Source organism: Streptococcus sanguinis (assembly GCF_001078705.1).
Classification (GTDB): domain Bacteria; phylum Bacillota; class Bacilli; order Lactobacillales; family Streptococcaceae; genus Streptococcus; species Streptococcus sanguinis_D.
In genome coordinates, this window is the sequence record NZ_CDMW01000001.1 from 1,870,623 (window position 1) to 1,886,242 (window position 15,620).

Consider the following 15,620-nt stretch of genomic DNA (forward strand, 5'->3'; position numbering starts at 1 on the left):
CCCAATTGATGTGGGAGGTGTATTTTTAGTTATAAGCTCTGCTATTTTTCCACATAGGTATGAAGTGGATAGGTCGGATAGGCTAAGTCACGCGCCAACTCAGAGGTCACATAACCTGCCGGTGCGTCTAACACAGATGGGATACGATTGACAATGGTAGCACAGGTCAAGGCTACAGTATCAGGCTTGCTGACTGAGAAAACTAGATTTGGATCGCCGGTAATTTCCCAATCACACATATCCCCGTCATTTTCACGATAGACCTTGCCAATACACTCTACTTCTAACTCAATTCCTTGATGGGTATGAATGGTTGTCACAGCCGACATCCCCGTTACTTGACCTGCTGGAACCGTGCGTCCCAGGGTTTCAGAATAAACATCTTCATCCAAAATGTAAGGAACACTCTTTTGTGAAATATCCTGAATGGTCCAGTTCATCTTAGAGCAAATAGCTTCAGCAGCATTCCACATATAGGACGGCAGACTCTCAGCACTGGCAATTTCCTTTTCAAATCTCTCTGAATCGTAACCAGCACCATGCGCTTCTGCCAAAGCCAGACCATAATCTTCCACATTATAGCTGACAATCCCTTTCACCTTTTGAATGCGATTAAGGCCAGACATAGCCAAGCAAGGCATATTAATCCAGTAAATATCCTGCATGCCTGAGCCCATTACAGTGACACCATATTCTTTGGCCAGCTTGTCCAAGCGGTTTGTTTCAGATGGCGACGTCGTCCAAGGGTAGATAGCTTCCTCACAGGTCGTGATGATATTAACTCCATGCTTGATGGCTGTTTCAAAAAAATCATACATTTCCGGCATATAGGAAGCAATAGTGACAATGGCAATGTCAGCGTCACACTCTCCAAAGACATGTTCGGCATTATCAGAAATCAGAACACCAGTCTTATAGCCTAGCTCTGCAAAATCGCCAACATCCTGTCCTACTACAGCAGGATTGTTATCAATAGCTCCGACAATTTCTACACCGTGATCCAGCAGATACTTGAAAATCACTTTAGACATCTTGCCGCAGCCATACTGAACAGCACGAATTTTTGTATTTCTCATGGCAAACCCTCCATTAATTGTTATTATTTTCACAATTATAGTATAATATCTCTAGTAACTAGAGAGTCAATAGAGGGTTTTAAAAAATGAAAAAAATTTTGCGTATCGGAGAATTTTCCCAAATAAATCAGATTTCCATCCAAACTCTACGATTCTATGACCAAATCGGTCTTTTAAAACCCTATAAAGTCGATCCAGAAACCAACTATCGCTACTATCACATCAATCAATCTTCTCTGGTTGACTCCATTCAGTACCTGCGTCAACTGAATTTTTCTCTAGAAGACATCAAAGAAATCCTATCTGATAAGGACCATTTTCAACTGCACCAGCTTATCGAGGAACGCTATCAGCGCCTTCTAGAGGAAAAAGAGGATTTAGAAAAACAAATCCAAGAAATCGAAATCTTTCGGTCTGGTGCCCGTATCTATGGCGAAAAGCAGAGCGAGCAAGAACTGGAAATCCTAACTTTTCCTGAGCGGCAGCTGCTTACTTTTGAAATTGAGCAAAATATTTATCAAATGAAAAGTGAAGAATACGAACTTGCTCTCCGCTGCTTCAAGCAAGAAATTCTACTTTACAGTCCTTTTTTCACTCATTTCAGCCGCGTTGGCTCCATTATGAAACAAGAAGATTTCCAAAAAGAAAGATGGATTTCCAAGCAACTCTGTCTCTTCCATCATACTCCCAATGAACTTCCTCACTTAAATCGAATGTTGCTGCCGGCAGGAAATTATGCTGTTGCTTACTGCCCTTCCTTCGCAGATGAACTTAAAGCTCTGCCGCATTTTTACCAGGATCTGTCCCAAGCTGGATATACTCCTGTGGGTGATTATATCTGCGAGGTCATCCATGAACAGCCACAACTCCAGGAGCAGCACCGCGATATGTTCATCCGGATGCAAGTTCGGATAGAGGGATAAAAAGCAAGTAGATGCATGTAGTAGAATTTCTTGCCAGATACTAGAGCATGCCCAGCCAAAAACTAATCATTTCACAAGCCGTATCTATATCAAAAAAGGACGGGAAAACCCCATCCTTTTTATGTGCAAATAACCATCGCTTAGCACCTTAGTCTTCTTGTTTCTTCCTTCCAGCTAGAAGACCCATTCCCAGAAAAGCTAAACCAGCCAGAGGCAGAAACTTATCTTCTTGAGTGCCAGTCCTAGGCAGAGCTGAGTCGGGAGCTGGCTGCAATCTTGGCGACGGAATAACTTTCTCTTCCTTACCTTGCTTCAGAGCTTGAGGCTGGGTCCTTGTCAAAGGCTGTTTAGCACTTTCAGCCACCACCTTGCTGCCAACTTCTACTAGTTCGTCAACTGCTAGAGAAAGCACTTCCTGACCGAGGACGGTTCTCTGACCCTTCAAGACTTCTACAAAGACTCGCTTTTGACCCTTTTGGCCAGTTACAAGTATCCGCCGCTGCCCTTGTTCCAGTTCTGGATTTTCCTGTTCTCGGGTCTGATATGCAATCTCTTCCATTACGACTTCTAAGAAAGGCTTTTCTTCCACTAGGTCCTTTATCCCTTCTTCCGGAGTGACCTGATGACTTGGTTTCACAGCCAGAGCAGCAAGAGCTGCTTTCAGATCCTGTTCTGCTCTATCTAAATCTGCCTGCTCCGCTTTTTCATCTGCCAAGAGAGACTGGGCTCGAGCCAAGGCTGACTGGTAAGCTTGAACTGTCTCATCTGTGTAGAGGCTTGGATCTAGACTAGCCGTATTGTCTACCACTTTCTGCAGAGAAGCCTTATTAACTGCTGGGGCATGAAGATTGGTCACAAAGAAATTGCGCGCTTCCAAGTCCCCATCCCAGAGTCCCAGACCGACGTAGGCATCATTATAATAAGGCTCAACCGTATCAAATTGGTGGTTCAGGTATTCTACACCATCCACAGATACACTGACACCATTTTTAGTTTTCACTAGCTTAACATGGTGGAACTGGCCGTCATTAAGATGCTTGCCATTCATGCTACTTTCTGCAATCGTCTCTCCCATAAAGCGGTAAAGTCGAATCTTATCATTATCGCCAAATTGAATAGAATAAGCATTGCGAGGATCAACATTTTCAGACGCATAGAAAATATTAATCAAGCCTTTTTGATACTTGAGATCCACATCCAAGTTATACTCAGGGAAAGGAATCTTCTGACCTCCCATATAATAATCATTGGCGCTGGTATTCTGATTATAGAGACTTTCACCGTCGACATACCACTTACCAGAGATAGCTTTTAAGTCTGGAACATTGGTCTTAAAGTCATTACGGCTGATATTGATGGTGAAGACCTTGGAAAGGCTTGGATTTGCCTTAGAGGTCGCCGTTACCTTGACCACGCCCCTTTGCAGAGCAGTCACTCGCAGCTTATTGCCATCTTCCGTGACAGAGACCAAGTCTGGCTGATCCACACTCCAGCTGACCGCTTGAGAGACACTTGCTGGCATGACATATGCTTTCAAATCCAAAGTATCGCCGACATAAATATTATTTGTCACAGGAGAAGCCTGCACTAGTTCCAGTGGTTTGGTCACTGTCTGTTTGTCTTTCCAGATGCCCTTCAGCGGATAAAGAGCAATGTCAGCCTTAGCAGCACCACCTTCTACAAAAACACTAGCCGCAAGGCTATTTGGCGCAGGGAATATCTGATTGGCACCCGCTACAGTATATCCTTTGGCAAAGACTTCTAGGCTGGAGCGATCCACATAGAGATGCAGATCTATACTTCCATCCGCATTGCGCTTGACGGACTGACTATCCACCTGAGCAAATTTATTACTGAGAAGAATGCCGGACTGGCTGCGGTCAATAGAGAGAGTTTCCTTTTCTAAATCATAGGTAACTCTAGTCACTTCTCCATCTCCAACCCGCAGGTTAAAACCGACTTTCTTGGTCGTTTCACTCGGCCGAAAAGTAGAGACAATTTCATACTGAACACCGGAAAAATCTTTCAACAGCTCATTCTTCTCACTAACTTCCACATCTTTATACAACACAGCCTTATCTTCCTGACGCAGAGTCTGATAAGCTGCAATTGGTGTCTGAGTCAGCCGATAGCTGCCATCTTGCTTGATAAGGCCTAGTTTGAGGTTAAGGTTGAAGGTTCCGTTGAACTTCTGACCGACGGTATCGGCTACCAGATTACAGTAGTCCTCCCAAGTATTCATCCAGTTAGACTCGATAATGTCGGGTAGGGTTGGATTAGCCTTGCTGCCAAAGTCCTGAACGTAGTAAGTCATGGCTGCATAAGAGTCTTTACCAAAGTTCATGACCTGATCAGCCTGAGCAAACTCAGCATCTGGAACGAAGGTCCACTTGCCCTCCACCTGTCTAAAATCACCGACCTTATAGGAGCGCCCGCCACGAGACAGGACCCATTTTAGGCTACCATCATCTGCCAGTAGAGGATAGAGATCCGGACACTCCGTATGGAGATCCGTATAGGTTGACTCCACCTTCCAATTACGCAGATTATCAGAGGAATAAATTCTCAGCGGTCCGCCTGCAACGATCATAAACCATTTACCCTCCCAACGGAAGACCTTGGGGTCACGAAAATCCTGAGATTGCAGTGGATCATCCGTCCAGTCAGCTGCAATTTGATCAAGCTTCGTCCAAGTCCGGCCCTCATCCTTACTGTAGGCTAACTTGATGCGCTGACCGTTTCCATCGGCAGTAATCAGCGCGACTAAACCGCCCTGGTCATTGTCAAATAAACCAGAGGAATTAGTGGTATCTGCTACGATAGAGCCTGAGAACATAGCCCCATTAGCATCCGGATAAAATGCAATCGGCTGTTCTTCCCAATGAATCAAATCCTTGCTGGTCGCATGGCCCCAGTGCATAGGCCCCCACTTGGTATCATCATAAAACTGATAGAAGAAATGATAGACTCCCTTGTAATAAACCAGCCCGTTGGGATCATTGGCCCAACCGTCCTTGACCGAATAATGATACTGACCACGATAGAGCTCATTGTAGTATACCTCATCTGCCTGCCGACGATGGACATTGAGCCGGTAAGTCAGGCTGACCTCCTGCCCATCCGCATCCGTCACAGTACTGGTCACAGTCAGATAGTTTGCCCCCACTGCCAGCGGAATATTCTTCAAATCACTATAAACCCTACCTGCAGCATCGGTCACGCTTACCTTGGCAGCAGAATTTTTCGCTACGACGGTCAAGCTTACAGTCTCAGCATCATGCTTGACATACTGGATAGTGATAGGGGCAGTGAACTGACCTTTCAGCTCCACTTTCCCAACCGAATAAGTCACCCTTATATCCTCTAACTCGGGATTAGACTGAGGAGTGATTTCTTTGTAAAAGGTGTTTTGAAAAAGCAGCTCGCTATTCCAATTTAGTAAGCCAAAATAACCTTCTGACAGATAAGTATTCTGCCCCTTATCATCTCTCTGAAGCGTGTAATCTCCTGAGCTGGCCACTAGAATATCATTGACATAATAGGATACCCAAGAGCCGATAGAAACAACCTTGAGCCGATATTTATTATCATCCGTTGGCTCGATATGCTTTTCATTGATGAACTGATAGTCACGCCCGCCTTGCCAACGCCAAAATTTCACATTGTTGCTTCCACCATCAATATTAACTGCATAGCTGCTCTTGTCATCCGGATTATTATTACTGCGGAAAATGAGGGCTGCCGCCCCTTCCTTACTGAGGAAAGTTACATCCGTCGAGTAAACAAAGTCTTTGCCCTGACTTTGAGAGTAAAGGAAACTATCACCTTTGCCTCTGGCATCACTATAAAGACCTTGTTCCCGGACTTCCCAAACTCCATTTTTGTCTCCCTTGGCTTCTGCCAAATTAGTATTGAAGCCTGACTGCTTATCTACAGTCTCTGCGGCAGGGAGTTTTTCCGAAGCAACTTCCTTCGCTGCTGGCTGTTCGTCTTCTTCCTGTTTGGTCTCTTTAGCGTTTGCTGTGACTTGATTATCCTTATCAGCCTTTTGGTTGGCTGACCCCACTGCTGCATCCTGACTACCCACTTCCGTCGCTGCAGCCGCAGCTGTCTCCTCAGCTACAGAGTTTTCTACCTTATCGGCATTCCTTGTAGGATCAGCTGTTTGCCCGATCTCAGGCTCCGAGACAGCTGATGAATCAGCCTGCAAGACCTGAGTAGGGGCTGGATTAGTATTACTCTCATCTGCATAAACCACACCGCCACCATCTAACAAGAAAGCTCCAAAAGCAAGCAAGGCGCACCCAAACACCCAACGCTTGCCGCTTTTTCTCATAAACCAATTTTTACACACTTTTTCCTGATGATTTTTCATGATGCACCTCAATATTCTAAAAATAAAATCAGACTCCTCACAACCAAATTACTGCTACATAACGCACTCCTTTCACCTTTTCTTGTTCAAAATGAACACCTCGTTTAGCACCTAACTCCTTTATAAAAAAGAAGCAATCTCAATAATCTAAATATAACAAATTTTTGTAAGCGCTTCACCTAACGTTTGTCACAAAAACAAAATGACAGATGTCATATTTTAGAAATAATGAAGAAAAAACAAAAAGCCTCCAAAACGGAAAGCTTTTGTTTGTTTTAAATTTATTCTGGATAGGATGCTGCCAGCTCGTTCTTTAGATATTCTGCCAAGTGCTGATGAGCAAAAATTCCTGCTTTTTCTTCTGCTGTCGGATTATAGTTGGTATTAGTATTCACATCATAGACATAGATCTGACCTGCCTCCGACTCTACCCACTCAATGGCTGCCACATCAATGCCGGCCTGAGCTAGAAATGTCTCATAAGCCTGTCTTTGACTAACAGGCAGCGGCTCTGTGATTTGAAACTTATCCGATGTTTCCAACTGAGCAGGCTTTTGCCCAATCTGACACCCATCTGCCGGACAAAGCTGAAAGCCATCTGATGAATCAATGGATACAGTATAAAGAAACTTCTGGTTGATAAACTCCGAACGACGAATGCGACCATCCGCAGGCTTGATATAGGCCTGAAGTAGAGTGATCCCATCCACAGAAGGCTCAAAAGCAGGACTGTCTACATAGGCTTCTAACTCTTCCTCACTATTGAAGAGCTGCACTCCCAAACCTTTCCCAGCCCGATTGTGCTTGGTAATCAGGGGATAAATATCTAGTTTTCTAGCCGCTTCCAGAATATTCTCTTGACCCAAAACGGCTACTGTCTCTGGATAAGCAATTCCAACCTCAGAAAGCTTCAAATACTGTTTAATTTTGCTGATTTCCAGATTAATAGCCACACTGCCGTTGATGACTTTACGATCATGAGCTTCCAGCCAAGTTAGAACTTGCTCTGTAAATTCTGGTGCGTAGCGGTGTCCACGCGTATGAGAAGAAGCAGACATCCGATTGTAGAAAATTCCTGTTGGGGGCGGACTCTGCAGATCTAGGATCCCACTTGACAAATCCCAAAGTTCATAGGGCACATCTTTTTTCTCCAGCCACTTGACCAAGTGCTGCGTCCACTCCAAATTTTCATGAATAACGTATACTTTTGCTTGACTCATAAGTCTTCTCTCCTTTAGGAATACCGAACAGCCAGCTTGCTGCTTTTCGATTCTTCTACTACATTGCCTTCCGTCTTTTCAATAACACTGACGGCCAAGACCTGACCTAGAACATTGAGGGCAGTTCGACCAGCATTAACAAAGAAATCAACCGCAAAAATCAGGGCAACGCCTTCCACCGGTAGGCCTAGCTGAGGCGCAGCTGCCAGCAAGACAACAATCGCTCCTGAAGGCACAGTCGCAGCTGTTTTACCAATCAAAGTCAAAAGCAAAACAGTAAAGAAAAGCCCTGATACAGAAAAAGCAATCCCATAAGCATGCGCAATAAAAATAGTTGCTACAGAGAAATACACAGCGGCCCCCTCAAGATTAAAAGTGTAACCCAAAGGCACAACCAAATCTATGACATGCTCATCATAACCCTGCTTCTTTAAATCTTTCAACAACGGCGGCAGGACAACACTGGAGCTGCCAGAGACAAAAGCTAAAGTCAGAAGACTCCAAATCCGTTGTAAGCTTGTCAGATAAGGAATTCTGAAAGCAAAAGCAAGCAATGGAAAAATCACTAAAGCTAGCACCGCATAAGCCAGATAAGTCCCTGCTACAAATTGACCCAAACCAATCAACTTATCAACTCCTGTTGTGGCTACATCTTTGGCAATAAAACCAAAAATACCAATCGGAGACAGCTTCACAATCACACCGACAATTTTATAAATAGCCTCAATCCAAATCTGCAGCAGCTCAACAGCTTTCTGAGTCTTTTCTTCCTTGAGGCTTCCAAGCCCAAATCCTAAAAATAGAGCAAAAACAATAATAGGAAGCAGAGCTCCTTCTGAAAGCGACTTGATGATATTGGAGGGAATGAAGCTAAGAAAAAACTCATCCAATTGAATACTTTTGGCAATCCCATCAATGCTGGCTCCCGCCTGACCGATATTGACTCCCTGACCAAAGCCTAGATAATAAGCTGCAAAGACAAAAATAAAGGTAATCGCCGTCGTGACCGCAAAGAAATAGAGCAGACTCTTTGACAAAAGCTTCCCGAAAGATTTCTTGCCGATCACACCAGCCACAGCTACGACTACAACCGGAAAGACTAGCGGAATAATCACCATATTAATCAAACTGATAAAAGCTTGACCCAAAAACTGGTAAAAAGCCGAAAACTGTGGCCAGATAAGAGCAACAAGAATACCCAAAATCAAAGCAATCAAGAGTTGTAAGCCCAGAGAAACCTTTGACCATAAAGAAACGATTTTCATTCCAAACTCCTTTAGTCTATTTTGATAGCTATTTTACTATGATTGACCCTATCTGGCTAATATATATTTTCTATGAAAGTAATAGAAGAATTTTATGGGGGAGTGGAATAATGGAAAAAAGACATCCAAGAAATAACTATTGAATATCTATTAGTTTTATCCCTATAGGCTGATTCTGCTAATGAAGCATATATTATTAAAATTTTTCAAATTCCAATTAGGTAAATAATCTACCTTCTATTCTAATATCGGAACCTATATACATCTCATCTATATTTAATGTATTGTCATCATTAATTGGGAGATCTACTCCCCAACCCGATTCTTCAATATTATTGATACGCCCAAAAACATTAATATAATACTCGGGATTTGTAAGACCGCCATCACTCCATTGCGTCTCTTCCCAATCAATCTGAACTGATTCGACTTTTGGACTTTGAGCTTTTACCAAATCTATAATTTCTTGCTCATGATTTTTTAGATAAGCGAGCTGTTTTTGCTTGATGGCTTCTTTATCATCTTTGATAGCCTTTTTTGAAGAAGCAACTTTCTTATCTTGTTTATTACTTTCTTTTTGAGTCATGGCACATCCTCCCAGACTTACGAGCGCCACTATTGATGCAATTGTTGCAATTATGCTTTTCGTTCGTTTTTTCATAACGTCTCCTTAAATTTTTTGATACCACACTAATTTTCTAAAACAGCTGGTAACATCCATACTAATTTTTCAGTCACTCAAAACTCAATGTTACACATCTAGTTTACTATATAAATTTTTAAAAATCTATAAATTACTAAATCTATGAACCATACCCGCAAAGCTGTTGGTTTATTTTTCTTGTACCTTGGAGAGCGAGAGAGGCTGAAAACCACATAACTACTTCTCTATCTTCAAGATCTTTACAGCCTCTTCATTACAACTAATAGATCTCTGCTAACATTACAATTTCTATCAAAGAAGTTGTTCTAAAAGCTTTAAAACAAAGAGATAAACAAAATCATTAAATTGACTCTTTTAATTTCTTATATGATATAATTATTTTAAAAATCATATTAGTGAGAAATATTATGTCAAAGACAAAAGGTAACAAAAAAAGAAACTCCTCTAAAGTAAAATATATCTTAGGAAGTGGAGCTTTAATTTTAGCCTCTACAGTTCTTCTGCCTAGAGTATTGAAAAAAACTAGAAATTATGTATATAAAAAACAAGTAACACTAACTAATCATCTAAAAACTAGTTTTGATGGAAAGGACACGTTAGTTAAAAAATCTGACTATAAAAAGGTAGAAGATCATGCAAATTAATACCGATAATATTGCGCAGCAATGTCTCAACGCGATTAATGATAAAATTAATAATTTAAAAAGATTAAACATCATTGTCATTGGTAAATCAGGTGTTGGCAAAAGCACACTAATTAATAGTTTGTTTAGAGGGAATTTTGCTGATACTGGACTAGGCCGACCAGTAACTCAGGAAATTCGCAAAATTGAAAAAAATGGATATCCTTTGGCTATTTACGACACACCCGGCTTTGAATTATCATATACCCAACAAGAGAGTGTCAAAGATGAAGTGATAAAGCTAATTAACGACGGTTACTCTTCTAATGATATCAATGAGGTCATTCACTGCATTTGGTATTGTATTAACGTCGGTTCAAACCGTACTTTCGATAGTTCGGAAGTGGAATGGCTCAGAGAGTTTTCCGAGAAGAATAAACAGTCTAAGGTCCCAATCATCGTTGTCCTTACTCAATCTGTACCTAAAAAGAAAGCACTAGAAATGAAAGCTCATGTTGAGCAGGAAAACTTAGATGTTTGTAAAGTTGTGCCTATTCTAGCTCAGGACATGGATTTTGACGAGGAATATGTCGCTAAAGCTTTTGGATTAGATACTCTGATTGATGTGATGTCTGAGGTCTTGCCAACTGAACTGCAGGATACACTGCAAAACATCCAAAAAGTATCTCTGGAATCTAAAAAAAAACATGCTAGGGCAGTCATTGCAACTGCAGTAGCAGCAAGTTTTGGTGAAGGTTTCGCACCGGTTCCATTTGCGGATGCCTTCATGCTTGTGCCGACCCAGATAAGCATGATTACTGGCATTACTGTAATATTTGGACTTGATATCAATAAAACCTTTCTAACCGCCTTTGTATCCTCAACTTTAGGATCTGGGGGAGCAACATTCCTTGGAAAAACAATTGTCTCTAATATACTCAAATTTATCCCAGGAGTAGGCACAGCAGTTGGCGGAACGATTTCTGGAACCACAGCTGGATTAATTACAACTGCTTTAGGCGAGGCTTACCTATTTTTAATGGAACAAATATTTAAAGGAGAAATAAGCAAAGAAGCACTAGGTACTCCTGCCGGACAAAAACAAATGACAAAACTTTTTAGAGAACAATTATCTAAAAAAAGATAATACCCCAAGATTTTGAATCTTGGGGTATTTTTAGGTTAAATGACTTTTTACATCAAAAAGACATCCAAGAGAAAACTCTTGAATATCTGTAAAGCTTGATAACTCCATCAGTCCTGTCAGCAAACTGGGAACGATGATACTATAGATTCGTTATCTCAAATACTGCTGTATGCACCCACTCATTATTAATTTGTAAATTATTTTCTATAATTCTACTATATGTGAAACCATTTTTCAAAAGCACTCTCTTAGAGGCCAGATTATCCGTTGCTGTTCCCGCAATGATTCTATTTAAACCATAAGTATAAAACGCCTTGTCTAAAACGAACTTAACCGCTTCGCTTGCATAGCCTAAATTAGTATATTTTTCTCCAATCCTATATCCAAGTTCTGCTGTTTTTCTATCACTCCCTAAAACACTTAAATTGATCCTTCCGACCATAACGCCTTTCGAATCTCTAATAATATGCATGTAGGCGTCATGATTTTCTTGTTCCGTTAACAATTCCCTTGTAATTTCCTTAAAACCTTCTGGATCAAAATAATTACCTGGTCTAGGAGGTAAATTTCGCTCAAAATACTCTTGATTTTCTTTTTCAAAAGAATAAACATCTATACTATTTTCTTCAGACATCAGCTCTAAATTTATCATTGTAAAACATCTCCCATCATTGTATACATTCAAATTTTCTCATATTTATAAAAAGTGAAATTTATAGAATTCAAACAAATACTTTTGTTTTTCATATCGTTTCTACATTATAACACAAAAGACTATTTACAAAATAATATCTAGGGTAAACCACATAAACTAAGACATACAGGAGCAACCCTTGCTAAACAAGCCGGAACATCATTGCAATCAATTTCAGATGCTTTAACCCACAGTGAAACGGGTACAACTCAAATTTATGTCAATACTTCTAACTTAGTCCCTATGGAAATTGGAGAATTTGCCTTAAAGCCTCTAAAACAATAAGGTGAACTTTGAGGCAAACTCTTCCAAAAAAACACGCAAAAAGCACCCATGAGGTAAACTCTTGAGTGCTTTGAAACGTTGATATAATCGCATTGATTAACGTTTTGAGAATTGTGAAGCTTTACGAGCTTTCTTAAGACCTGGTTTCTTACGTTCTACCATACGGGCATCACGAGTAAGAAGGCCTGCGCGTTTCAATGAATCGCGGAAGTCTGGATCTACTTGAAGAAGGGCACGAGCGATACCATGACGGATAGCTCCTGATTGACCAGCGTAGCCACCACCATCAACGTTTACGAAAACGTCGTATTGACCAACAGTTGAAGTAACTGCGAATGGTTGGTTGATAACCAAGCGAAGGTCTGCGTGTGGGATGTACTCTTCAACATCTTTTTTGTTTACAGTGATTTTACCAGTTCCTGGAACAAGGCGAACGCGTGCAACAGCGTTTTTACGACGTCCAGTACCTGCATATTGTGCTTGTGACATAGCTTATTTGTTCCTTTCCTTAGATAAGTCCTGAAATATCAAGAACTTCTGGTTGTTGTGCAGCATGAGTGTGCTCAGCGCCTACAAATACTTTCAGCTTCATACCTTGAGCGCGGCCAAGAGTATTGTGCGGAAGCATACCTTTAACAGATTTTTCGATCAAACGAACAGCGTTCTTAGAGCGAAGCTCACCTGCTGAGATTTGTTTCAATCCACCTGGGTACATTGAGTGAGTGTAGTAGATCTTATCAGTCGCTTTTTTACCAGTCAATTTTACTTTTTCAGCATTGATAACGATTACGAAGTCACCTGTATCAGTGTGTGGTGTAAAGGTTGGTTTGTTTTTTCCGCGAAGTACGCTTGCTACAACAGCAGAAAGGCGTCCAAGAGGGACATCAGTAGCGTCCACTACATACCATTTGCGTTCAACTTCACCTGGCTTAGCCATGTATGTTGTTTTGTTCATGATTTCTCCTATGAATATCGTTTTTGTTTACAGGGCGGATGTTCCGGTCCGCGAGTTATTTGAAAGGTTCCGGGGCCTTACAAATGGGGTAAACAATACCGCCTACTATCATATCAAAAATAGTAGGCAAAAGCAATAGATTTGAAGCAATTATTTATGAAATAGCGATTTCATATTTTCTTAGTCTTGAATGTCTTGGGCGATACTAAAGAGTCCCAAAGTTCCAGGACCAGTATGAGTAGAAATGACAGGCCCCAGAGGCATGACGAGAACTTCCTCCACTTGGTCGCTTTCCAGCAGCTGGGCTTTTAGACTCTCAGCAATCTCTTTGGCACCTGCATAGGCGATGACCACCCGCGGATCAGCAACTCCTTCCAGAGTCATGCGGACCACTTCGGCCTGCGCCTTCTTCTTGCCGCGAACTTTAGCGACCGAGTCCAGAGTCCCATCTCCCTTGACAGCGATAATCGGCTTGATATTGACCAAACTCCCCATAAGCGCAGCAGTTTTGGAAATCCGACCGCCCCGCATGAGGTGATTGAGATCATCAACCAGAAAATAAGTCTTGACCTTAGGCACCAAGCTCTCAATCAAGTCTGCTGTCTGCTCCAAGCTCTGACCTGCGGCTCTAGCTTCTGCCGCCTTCATGACTAAAAGTCCTTCACCCATAGAAGCTGCCTTGGTATCAATGATACGAATCAGTGCATCTGGAAAATCTTCCATGACGATTTCTCGCGCCATAACTGCACTCTGATAAGTACCAGACAAGGCCGAAGCAAAGGCTACATAGAGAACTGGCATTCCTTCCTTAGCATAGCCGCGAAAGACATCTTCAAACTGGCCGACATTGATCTGGCTGGTAGTCGGCTTGCTGCCGGACTCCATCTTATCCAGAAGTTCTTGGCTGGTCAGCTTGCCTGCGCCAACTGTCTCATAGGTTTGACCATCCAGCTGAATGGTTAGGCCTAGGACCTGCACATCATTTTCCTGGGTCCAGTTTTCTGGCAGGTCTGCTGTTGAATCGGTTAAAATTTTAAAGGTCATCTTTTTTCTCCATCATTTTTTGTAAATCGCGCAAAGATTGGCTGTCCATCGGTCGCAAGGGCGGTCTTTGCAGGTTGATTTGTCCGCTCAGTTTATTGAGGTCTGATTTGGTAACAGCGACTCGCTTCTCTAGCTCTCTAGCGGACACTCTCAAAGCCCCTTGGGCGAAGACAGTCCACTGCTCATTGAGATCGCTGGTCGCAACCGACACCTGATTTTTGGGTGTATTGAGCTCAGCTGCCAAGCGCTCAATATAGTCATCCGCCGTTTCCTCCTCCTCAGTGAAAACGACCGTTACATTAAACTCCTCGTAGGTCTGCCGAACTCCCGGCATATACTGGGCATCAAAGACGCAGATAACTTCCAGTCCTTCAAAGCTGGCATAATTGCTGAGCTTCTGGAGCAGAATGGTTCGCGCTGCATCTAGCTCTCCTCGGTTAAAGTAAGGACGAGTCTCCCGCCAAAAGGCCGTCATATTGTAGCCGTCCACCAGTAAGATTTTTCTTTTCATAGGCGATTGCGAAAGACTTCATACATGAGAATAGCAGCTGCGACACTGGCATTGAGACTCTGGACATGTCCATTCATGGGAATGGAAATCATCTCGTCCACCTGCTTTTTGATATTGCTTGAGATGCCCTTACCTTCGTTACCGATGATGAGGGCCAGCTTGCCTGCTGTATTCCACTTATGAGAAGGCGTCCCCTGCATATCTGTACCGAAAATCCAGAAACCAGCTTCCTTGAGCTTGTCCAGTGTCTGGCTGAGGTTGGTCACACGGGCAATGGGAATATGCTCAATGGCACCCGTTGAGGTCTTGGCAACGACTGGTGTCACACCGACTGCCCGGTGCTTAGGAATGATGACTCCAGCCACATTGGTCGCGTCAGCCGTCCGCAAGATAGAGCCCAGATTATGCGGGTCAGTCAGCCCGTCCAAAATCAATAAGAGAGGATTGTCTTCCTGCTCTGCTTTTTTCAAAAGCACCTCGAAGTCAGTATAGGCGAACTCCGCCACCCGCAGAACAAAGCCTTGGTGAACAGCCCCGTCTGTCATTTCCTGCAAGGTCTTCTTAGGTGTCCAGGAGATGGAAACCTTTTTCTCTGCTGCTAAATCTTTGATTTTATCGACCTTTTTTCCACGCAGGTCATCCTGAATGTAGAGTTTATTTCCAGTGTTAGCTGCGAGAGCCTCTGTCACCGCATGCACACCGTAGACAATATCGTTTTTTTCCATAGGACTAGTATAACACAAAGGCGAAAAAATGGCGGCAGGATTTACTCGGGCGAGACAGAATTCTGCTCTGATAAAAAGCAATCAGCAGGCCCTAAGATTCCCCGCTAGTCGTG

At 42.5% G+C, this 15,620-nt stretch carries 14 protein-coding genes and 1 pseudogene; 4 read left to right on the plus strand and 11 right to left on the minus strand.

The genetic code is table 11. The annotated features are described in order from the left end of the window. Window positions 1-41: 41 nt before the first annotated feature. A complete protein-coding gene (locus SSV_RS09420) occupies window positions 42-1,076 on the minus strand; it encodes an NAD(P)H-dependent amine dehydrogenase family protein (protein ID WP_072074589.1) in 1,035 nt (344 codons plus the stop codon). 86 nt (window positions 1,077-1,162) lie between these two features. Here SSV_RS09420 and SSV_RS09425 point away from each other — a divergent pair, with 86 nt between their 5' ends. Further along, the gene (locus SSV_RS09425; RefSeq protein WP_072074590.1) at window positions 1,163-1,999 is read left to right on the plus strand and encodes a MerR family transcriptional regulator; all 837 of its coding nucleotides are present in this window, start codon (window positions 1,163-1,165) and stop codon (window positions 1,997-1,999) included. A gap of 148 nt (window positions 2,000-2,147) precedes the next feature. Here the strand turns inward: SSV_RS09425 and SSV_RS09430 are convergent, their stop codons facing one another. The 4 genes from SSV_RS09430 to SSV_RS09445 form a co-directional block, all read right to left on the minus strand. Further along, window positions 2,148-6,374, minus strand: coding sequence for a GH32 C-terminal domain-containing protein (locus SSV_RS09430; protein ID WP_072074591.1), 4,227 nt, complete (start codon window positions 6,372-6,374; stop codon window positions 2,148-2,150). A 281-nt stretch (window positions 6,375-6,655) separates the two neighbouring features. Then, window positions 6,656-7,594, minus strand: coding sequence for an ATP-grasp domain-containing protein (locus SSV_RS12120; protein WP_176693597.1), 939 nt, complete (start codon window positions 7,592-7,594; stop codon window positions 6,656-6,658). A 14-nt stretch (window positions 7,595-7,608) separates the two neighbouring features. Further along, on the minus strand, window positions 7,609-8,859 hold the full coding sequence (locus SSV_RS09440; protein ID WP_072074592.1) for a dicarboxylate/amino acid:cation symporter: 1,251 nt from the start codon (window positions 8,857-8,859) through the stop codon (window positions 7,609-7,611). 217 nt (window positions 8,860-9,076) lie between these two features. Next, window positions 9,077-9,520: a hypothetical protein gene (locus SSV_RS09445; RefSeq protein ID WP_072074593.1), complete on the minus strand. Its 444-nt coding sequence runs from the start codon at window positions 9,518-9,520 to the stop codon at window positions 9,077-9,079. Between the two features lie 410 nt (window positions 9,521-9,930). On the opposite strand from SSV_RS09445, the gene SSV_RS09450 reads away from it, so the two are divergent. After that, complete coding sequence (locus tag SSV_RS09450; protein WP_072074594.1) at window positions 9,931-10,167, plus strand: hypothetical protein; 237 nt, start codon at window positions 9,931-9,933, stop codon at window positions 10,165-10,167. Continuing rightward, on the plus strand, window positions 10,157-11,293 hold the full coding sequence (locus SSV_RS09455) for a YcjF family protein (protein WP_072074595.1): 1,137 nt from the start codon (window positions 10,157-10,159) through the stop codon (window positions 11,291-11,293). Before SSV_RS09450 ends, SSV_RS09455 begins: the two co-directional genes overlap by 11 nt. Window positions 11,294-11,432: 139 nt before the next feature. On the opposite strand, the gene SSV_RS09460 is transcribed toward SSV_RS09455, so the two are convergent. Then, entirely contained in the window at window positions 11,433-11,945 is a 513-nt protein-coding gene (locus SSV_RS09460) for a GNAT family N-acetyltransferase (RefSeq protein ID WP_072074596.1), read from the minus strand. A gap of 150 nt (window positions 11,946-12,095) precedes the next feature. Between SSV_RS09460 and SSV_RS09465 the strand changes: the two are divergent. Beyond that, window positions 12,096-12,272, plus strand: a pseudogene (locus tag SSV_RS09465) (tyrosine-type recombinase/integrase); the annotation flags it as partial. 96 nt (window positions 12,273-12,368) lie between these two features. Here the strand turns inward: SSV_RS09465 and rpsI are convergent. From rpsI to rlmB, 5 genes are all read right to left on the minus strand, one after another. Beyond that, on the minus strand, window positions 12,369-12,761 hold the full coding sequence (rpsI, locus tag SSV_RS09470; protein ID WP_002902303.1) for a 30S ribosomal protein S9: 393 nt from the start codon (window positions 12,759-12,761) through the stop codon (window positions 12,369-12,371). Window positions 12,762-12,780: 19 nt separating this feature from the next. Continuing rightward, window positions 12,781-13,227, minus strand: coding sequence for a 50S ribosomal protein L13 (rplM, locus tag SSV_RS09475; RefSeq protein ID WP_002893769.1), 447 nt, complete (start codon window positions 13,225-13,227; stop codon window positions 12,781-12,783). 180 nt (window positions 13,228-13,407) lie between these two features. Next, a complete protein-coding gene (locus tag SSV_RS09480) occupies window positions 13,408-14,271 on the minus strand; it encodes a DegV family protein (RefSeq protein ID WP_072074597.1) in 864 nt (287 codons plus the stop codon). Continuing rightward, window positions 14,261-14,782, minus strand: a complete 522-nt coding sequence (locus SSV_RS09485; protein WP_002902298.1) for an NYN domain-containing protein — start codon at window positions 14,780-14,782, stop codon at window positions 14,261-14,263. The genes SSV_RS09480 and SSV_RS09485 overlap by 11 nt, the downstream gene beginning before the upstream one ends. Continuing rightward, on the minus strand, window positions 14,779-15,507 hold the full coding sequence (gene rlmB, locus SSV_RS09490) for a 23S rRNA (guanosine(2251)-2'-O)-methyltransferase RlmB (protein WP_002914047.1): 729 nt from the start codon (window positions 15,505-15,507) through the stop codon (window positions 14,779-14,781). Before rlmB ends, SSV_RS09485 begins: the two co-directional genes overlap by 4 nt. Between the last annotated feature and the right edge of the window lie 113 nt (window positions 15,508-15,620).

Excerpts from the sequence above, each read along its gene's own strand:
- SSV_RS09485 (WP_002902298.1), bottom strand. The coding sequence starts at position 14,782 with ATGAAAAGAAAAATCTTACTGGTGGACGGCTACAATATGACGGCCTTT.
- rlmB (WP_002914047.1), bottom strand. The coding sequence starts at position 15,507 with ATGGAAAAAAACGATATTGTCTACGGTGTGCATGCGGTGACAGAGGCT.
- SSV_RS09450 (WP_072074594.1), top strand. The coding sequence starts at position 9,931 with ATGTCAAAGACAAAAGGTAACAAAAAAAGAAACTCCTCTAAAGTAAAA.
- SSV_RS09480 (WP_072074597.1), bottom strand. The coding sequence starts at position 14,271 with ATGACCTTTAAAATTTTAACCGATTCAACAGCAGACCTGCCAGAAAAC.
- SSV_RS12120 (WP_176693597.1), bottom strand. The coding sequence starts at position 7,594 with ATGAGTCAAGCAAAAGTATACGTTATTCATGAAAATTTGGAGTGGACG.
- SSV_RS09440 (WP_072074592.1), bottom strand. The coding sequence starts at position 8,859 with ATGAAAATCGTTTCTTTATGGTCAAAGGTTTCTCTGGGCTTACAACTC.
- SSV_RS09460 (WP_072074596.1), bottom strand. The coding sequence starts at position 11,945 with ATGATAAATTTAGAGCTGATGTCTGAAGAAAATAGTATAGATGTTTAT.
- SSV_RS09455 (WP_072074595.1), top strand. The coding sequence starts at position 10,157 with ATGCAAATTAATACCGATAATATTGCGCAGCAATGTCTCAACGCGATT.
- SSV_RS09420 (WP_072074589.1), bottom strand. The coding sequence starts at position 1,076 with ATGAGAAATACAAAAATTCGTGCTGTTCAGTATGGCTGCGGCAAGATG.
- rpsI (WP_002902303.1), bottom strand. The coding sequence starts at position 12,761 with ATGTCACAAGCACAATATGCAGGTACTGGACGTCGTAAAAACGCTGTT.
- SSV_RS09425 (WP_072074590.1), top strand. The coding sequence starts at position 1,163 with ATGAAAAAAATTTTGCGTATCGGAGAATTTTCCCAAATAAATCAGATT.
- SSV_RS09430 (WP_072074591.1), bottom strand. The coding sequence starts at position 6,374 with ATGAAAAATCATCAGGAAAAAGTGTGTAAAAATTGGTTTATGAGAAAA.
- SSV_RS09445 (WP_072074593.1), bottom strand. The coding sequence starts at position 9,520 with ATGAAAAAACGAACGAAAAGCATAATTGCAACAATTGCATCAATAGTG.
- rplM (WP_002893769.1), bottom strand. The coding sequence starts at position 13,227 with ATGAACAAAACAACATACATGGCTAAGCCAGGTGAAGTTGAACGCAAA.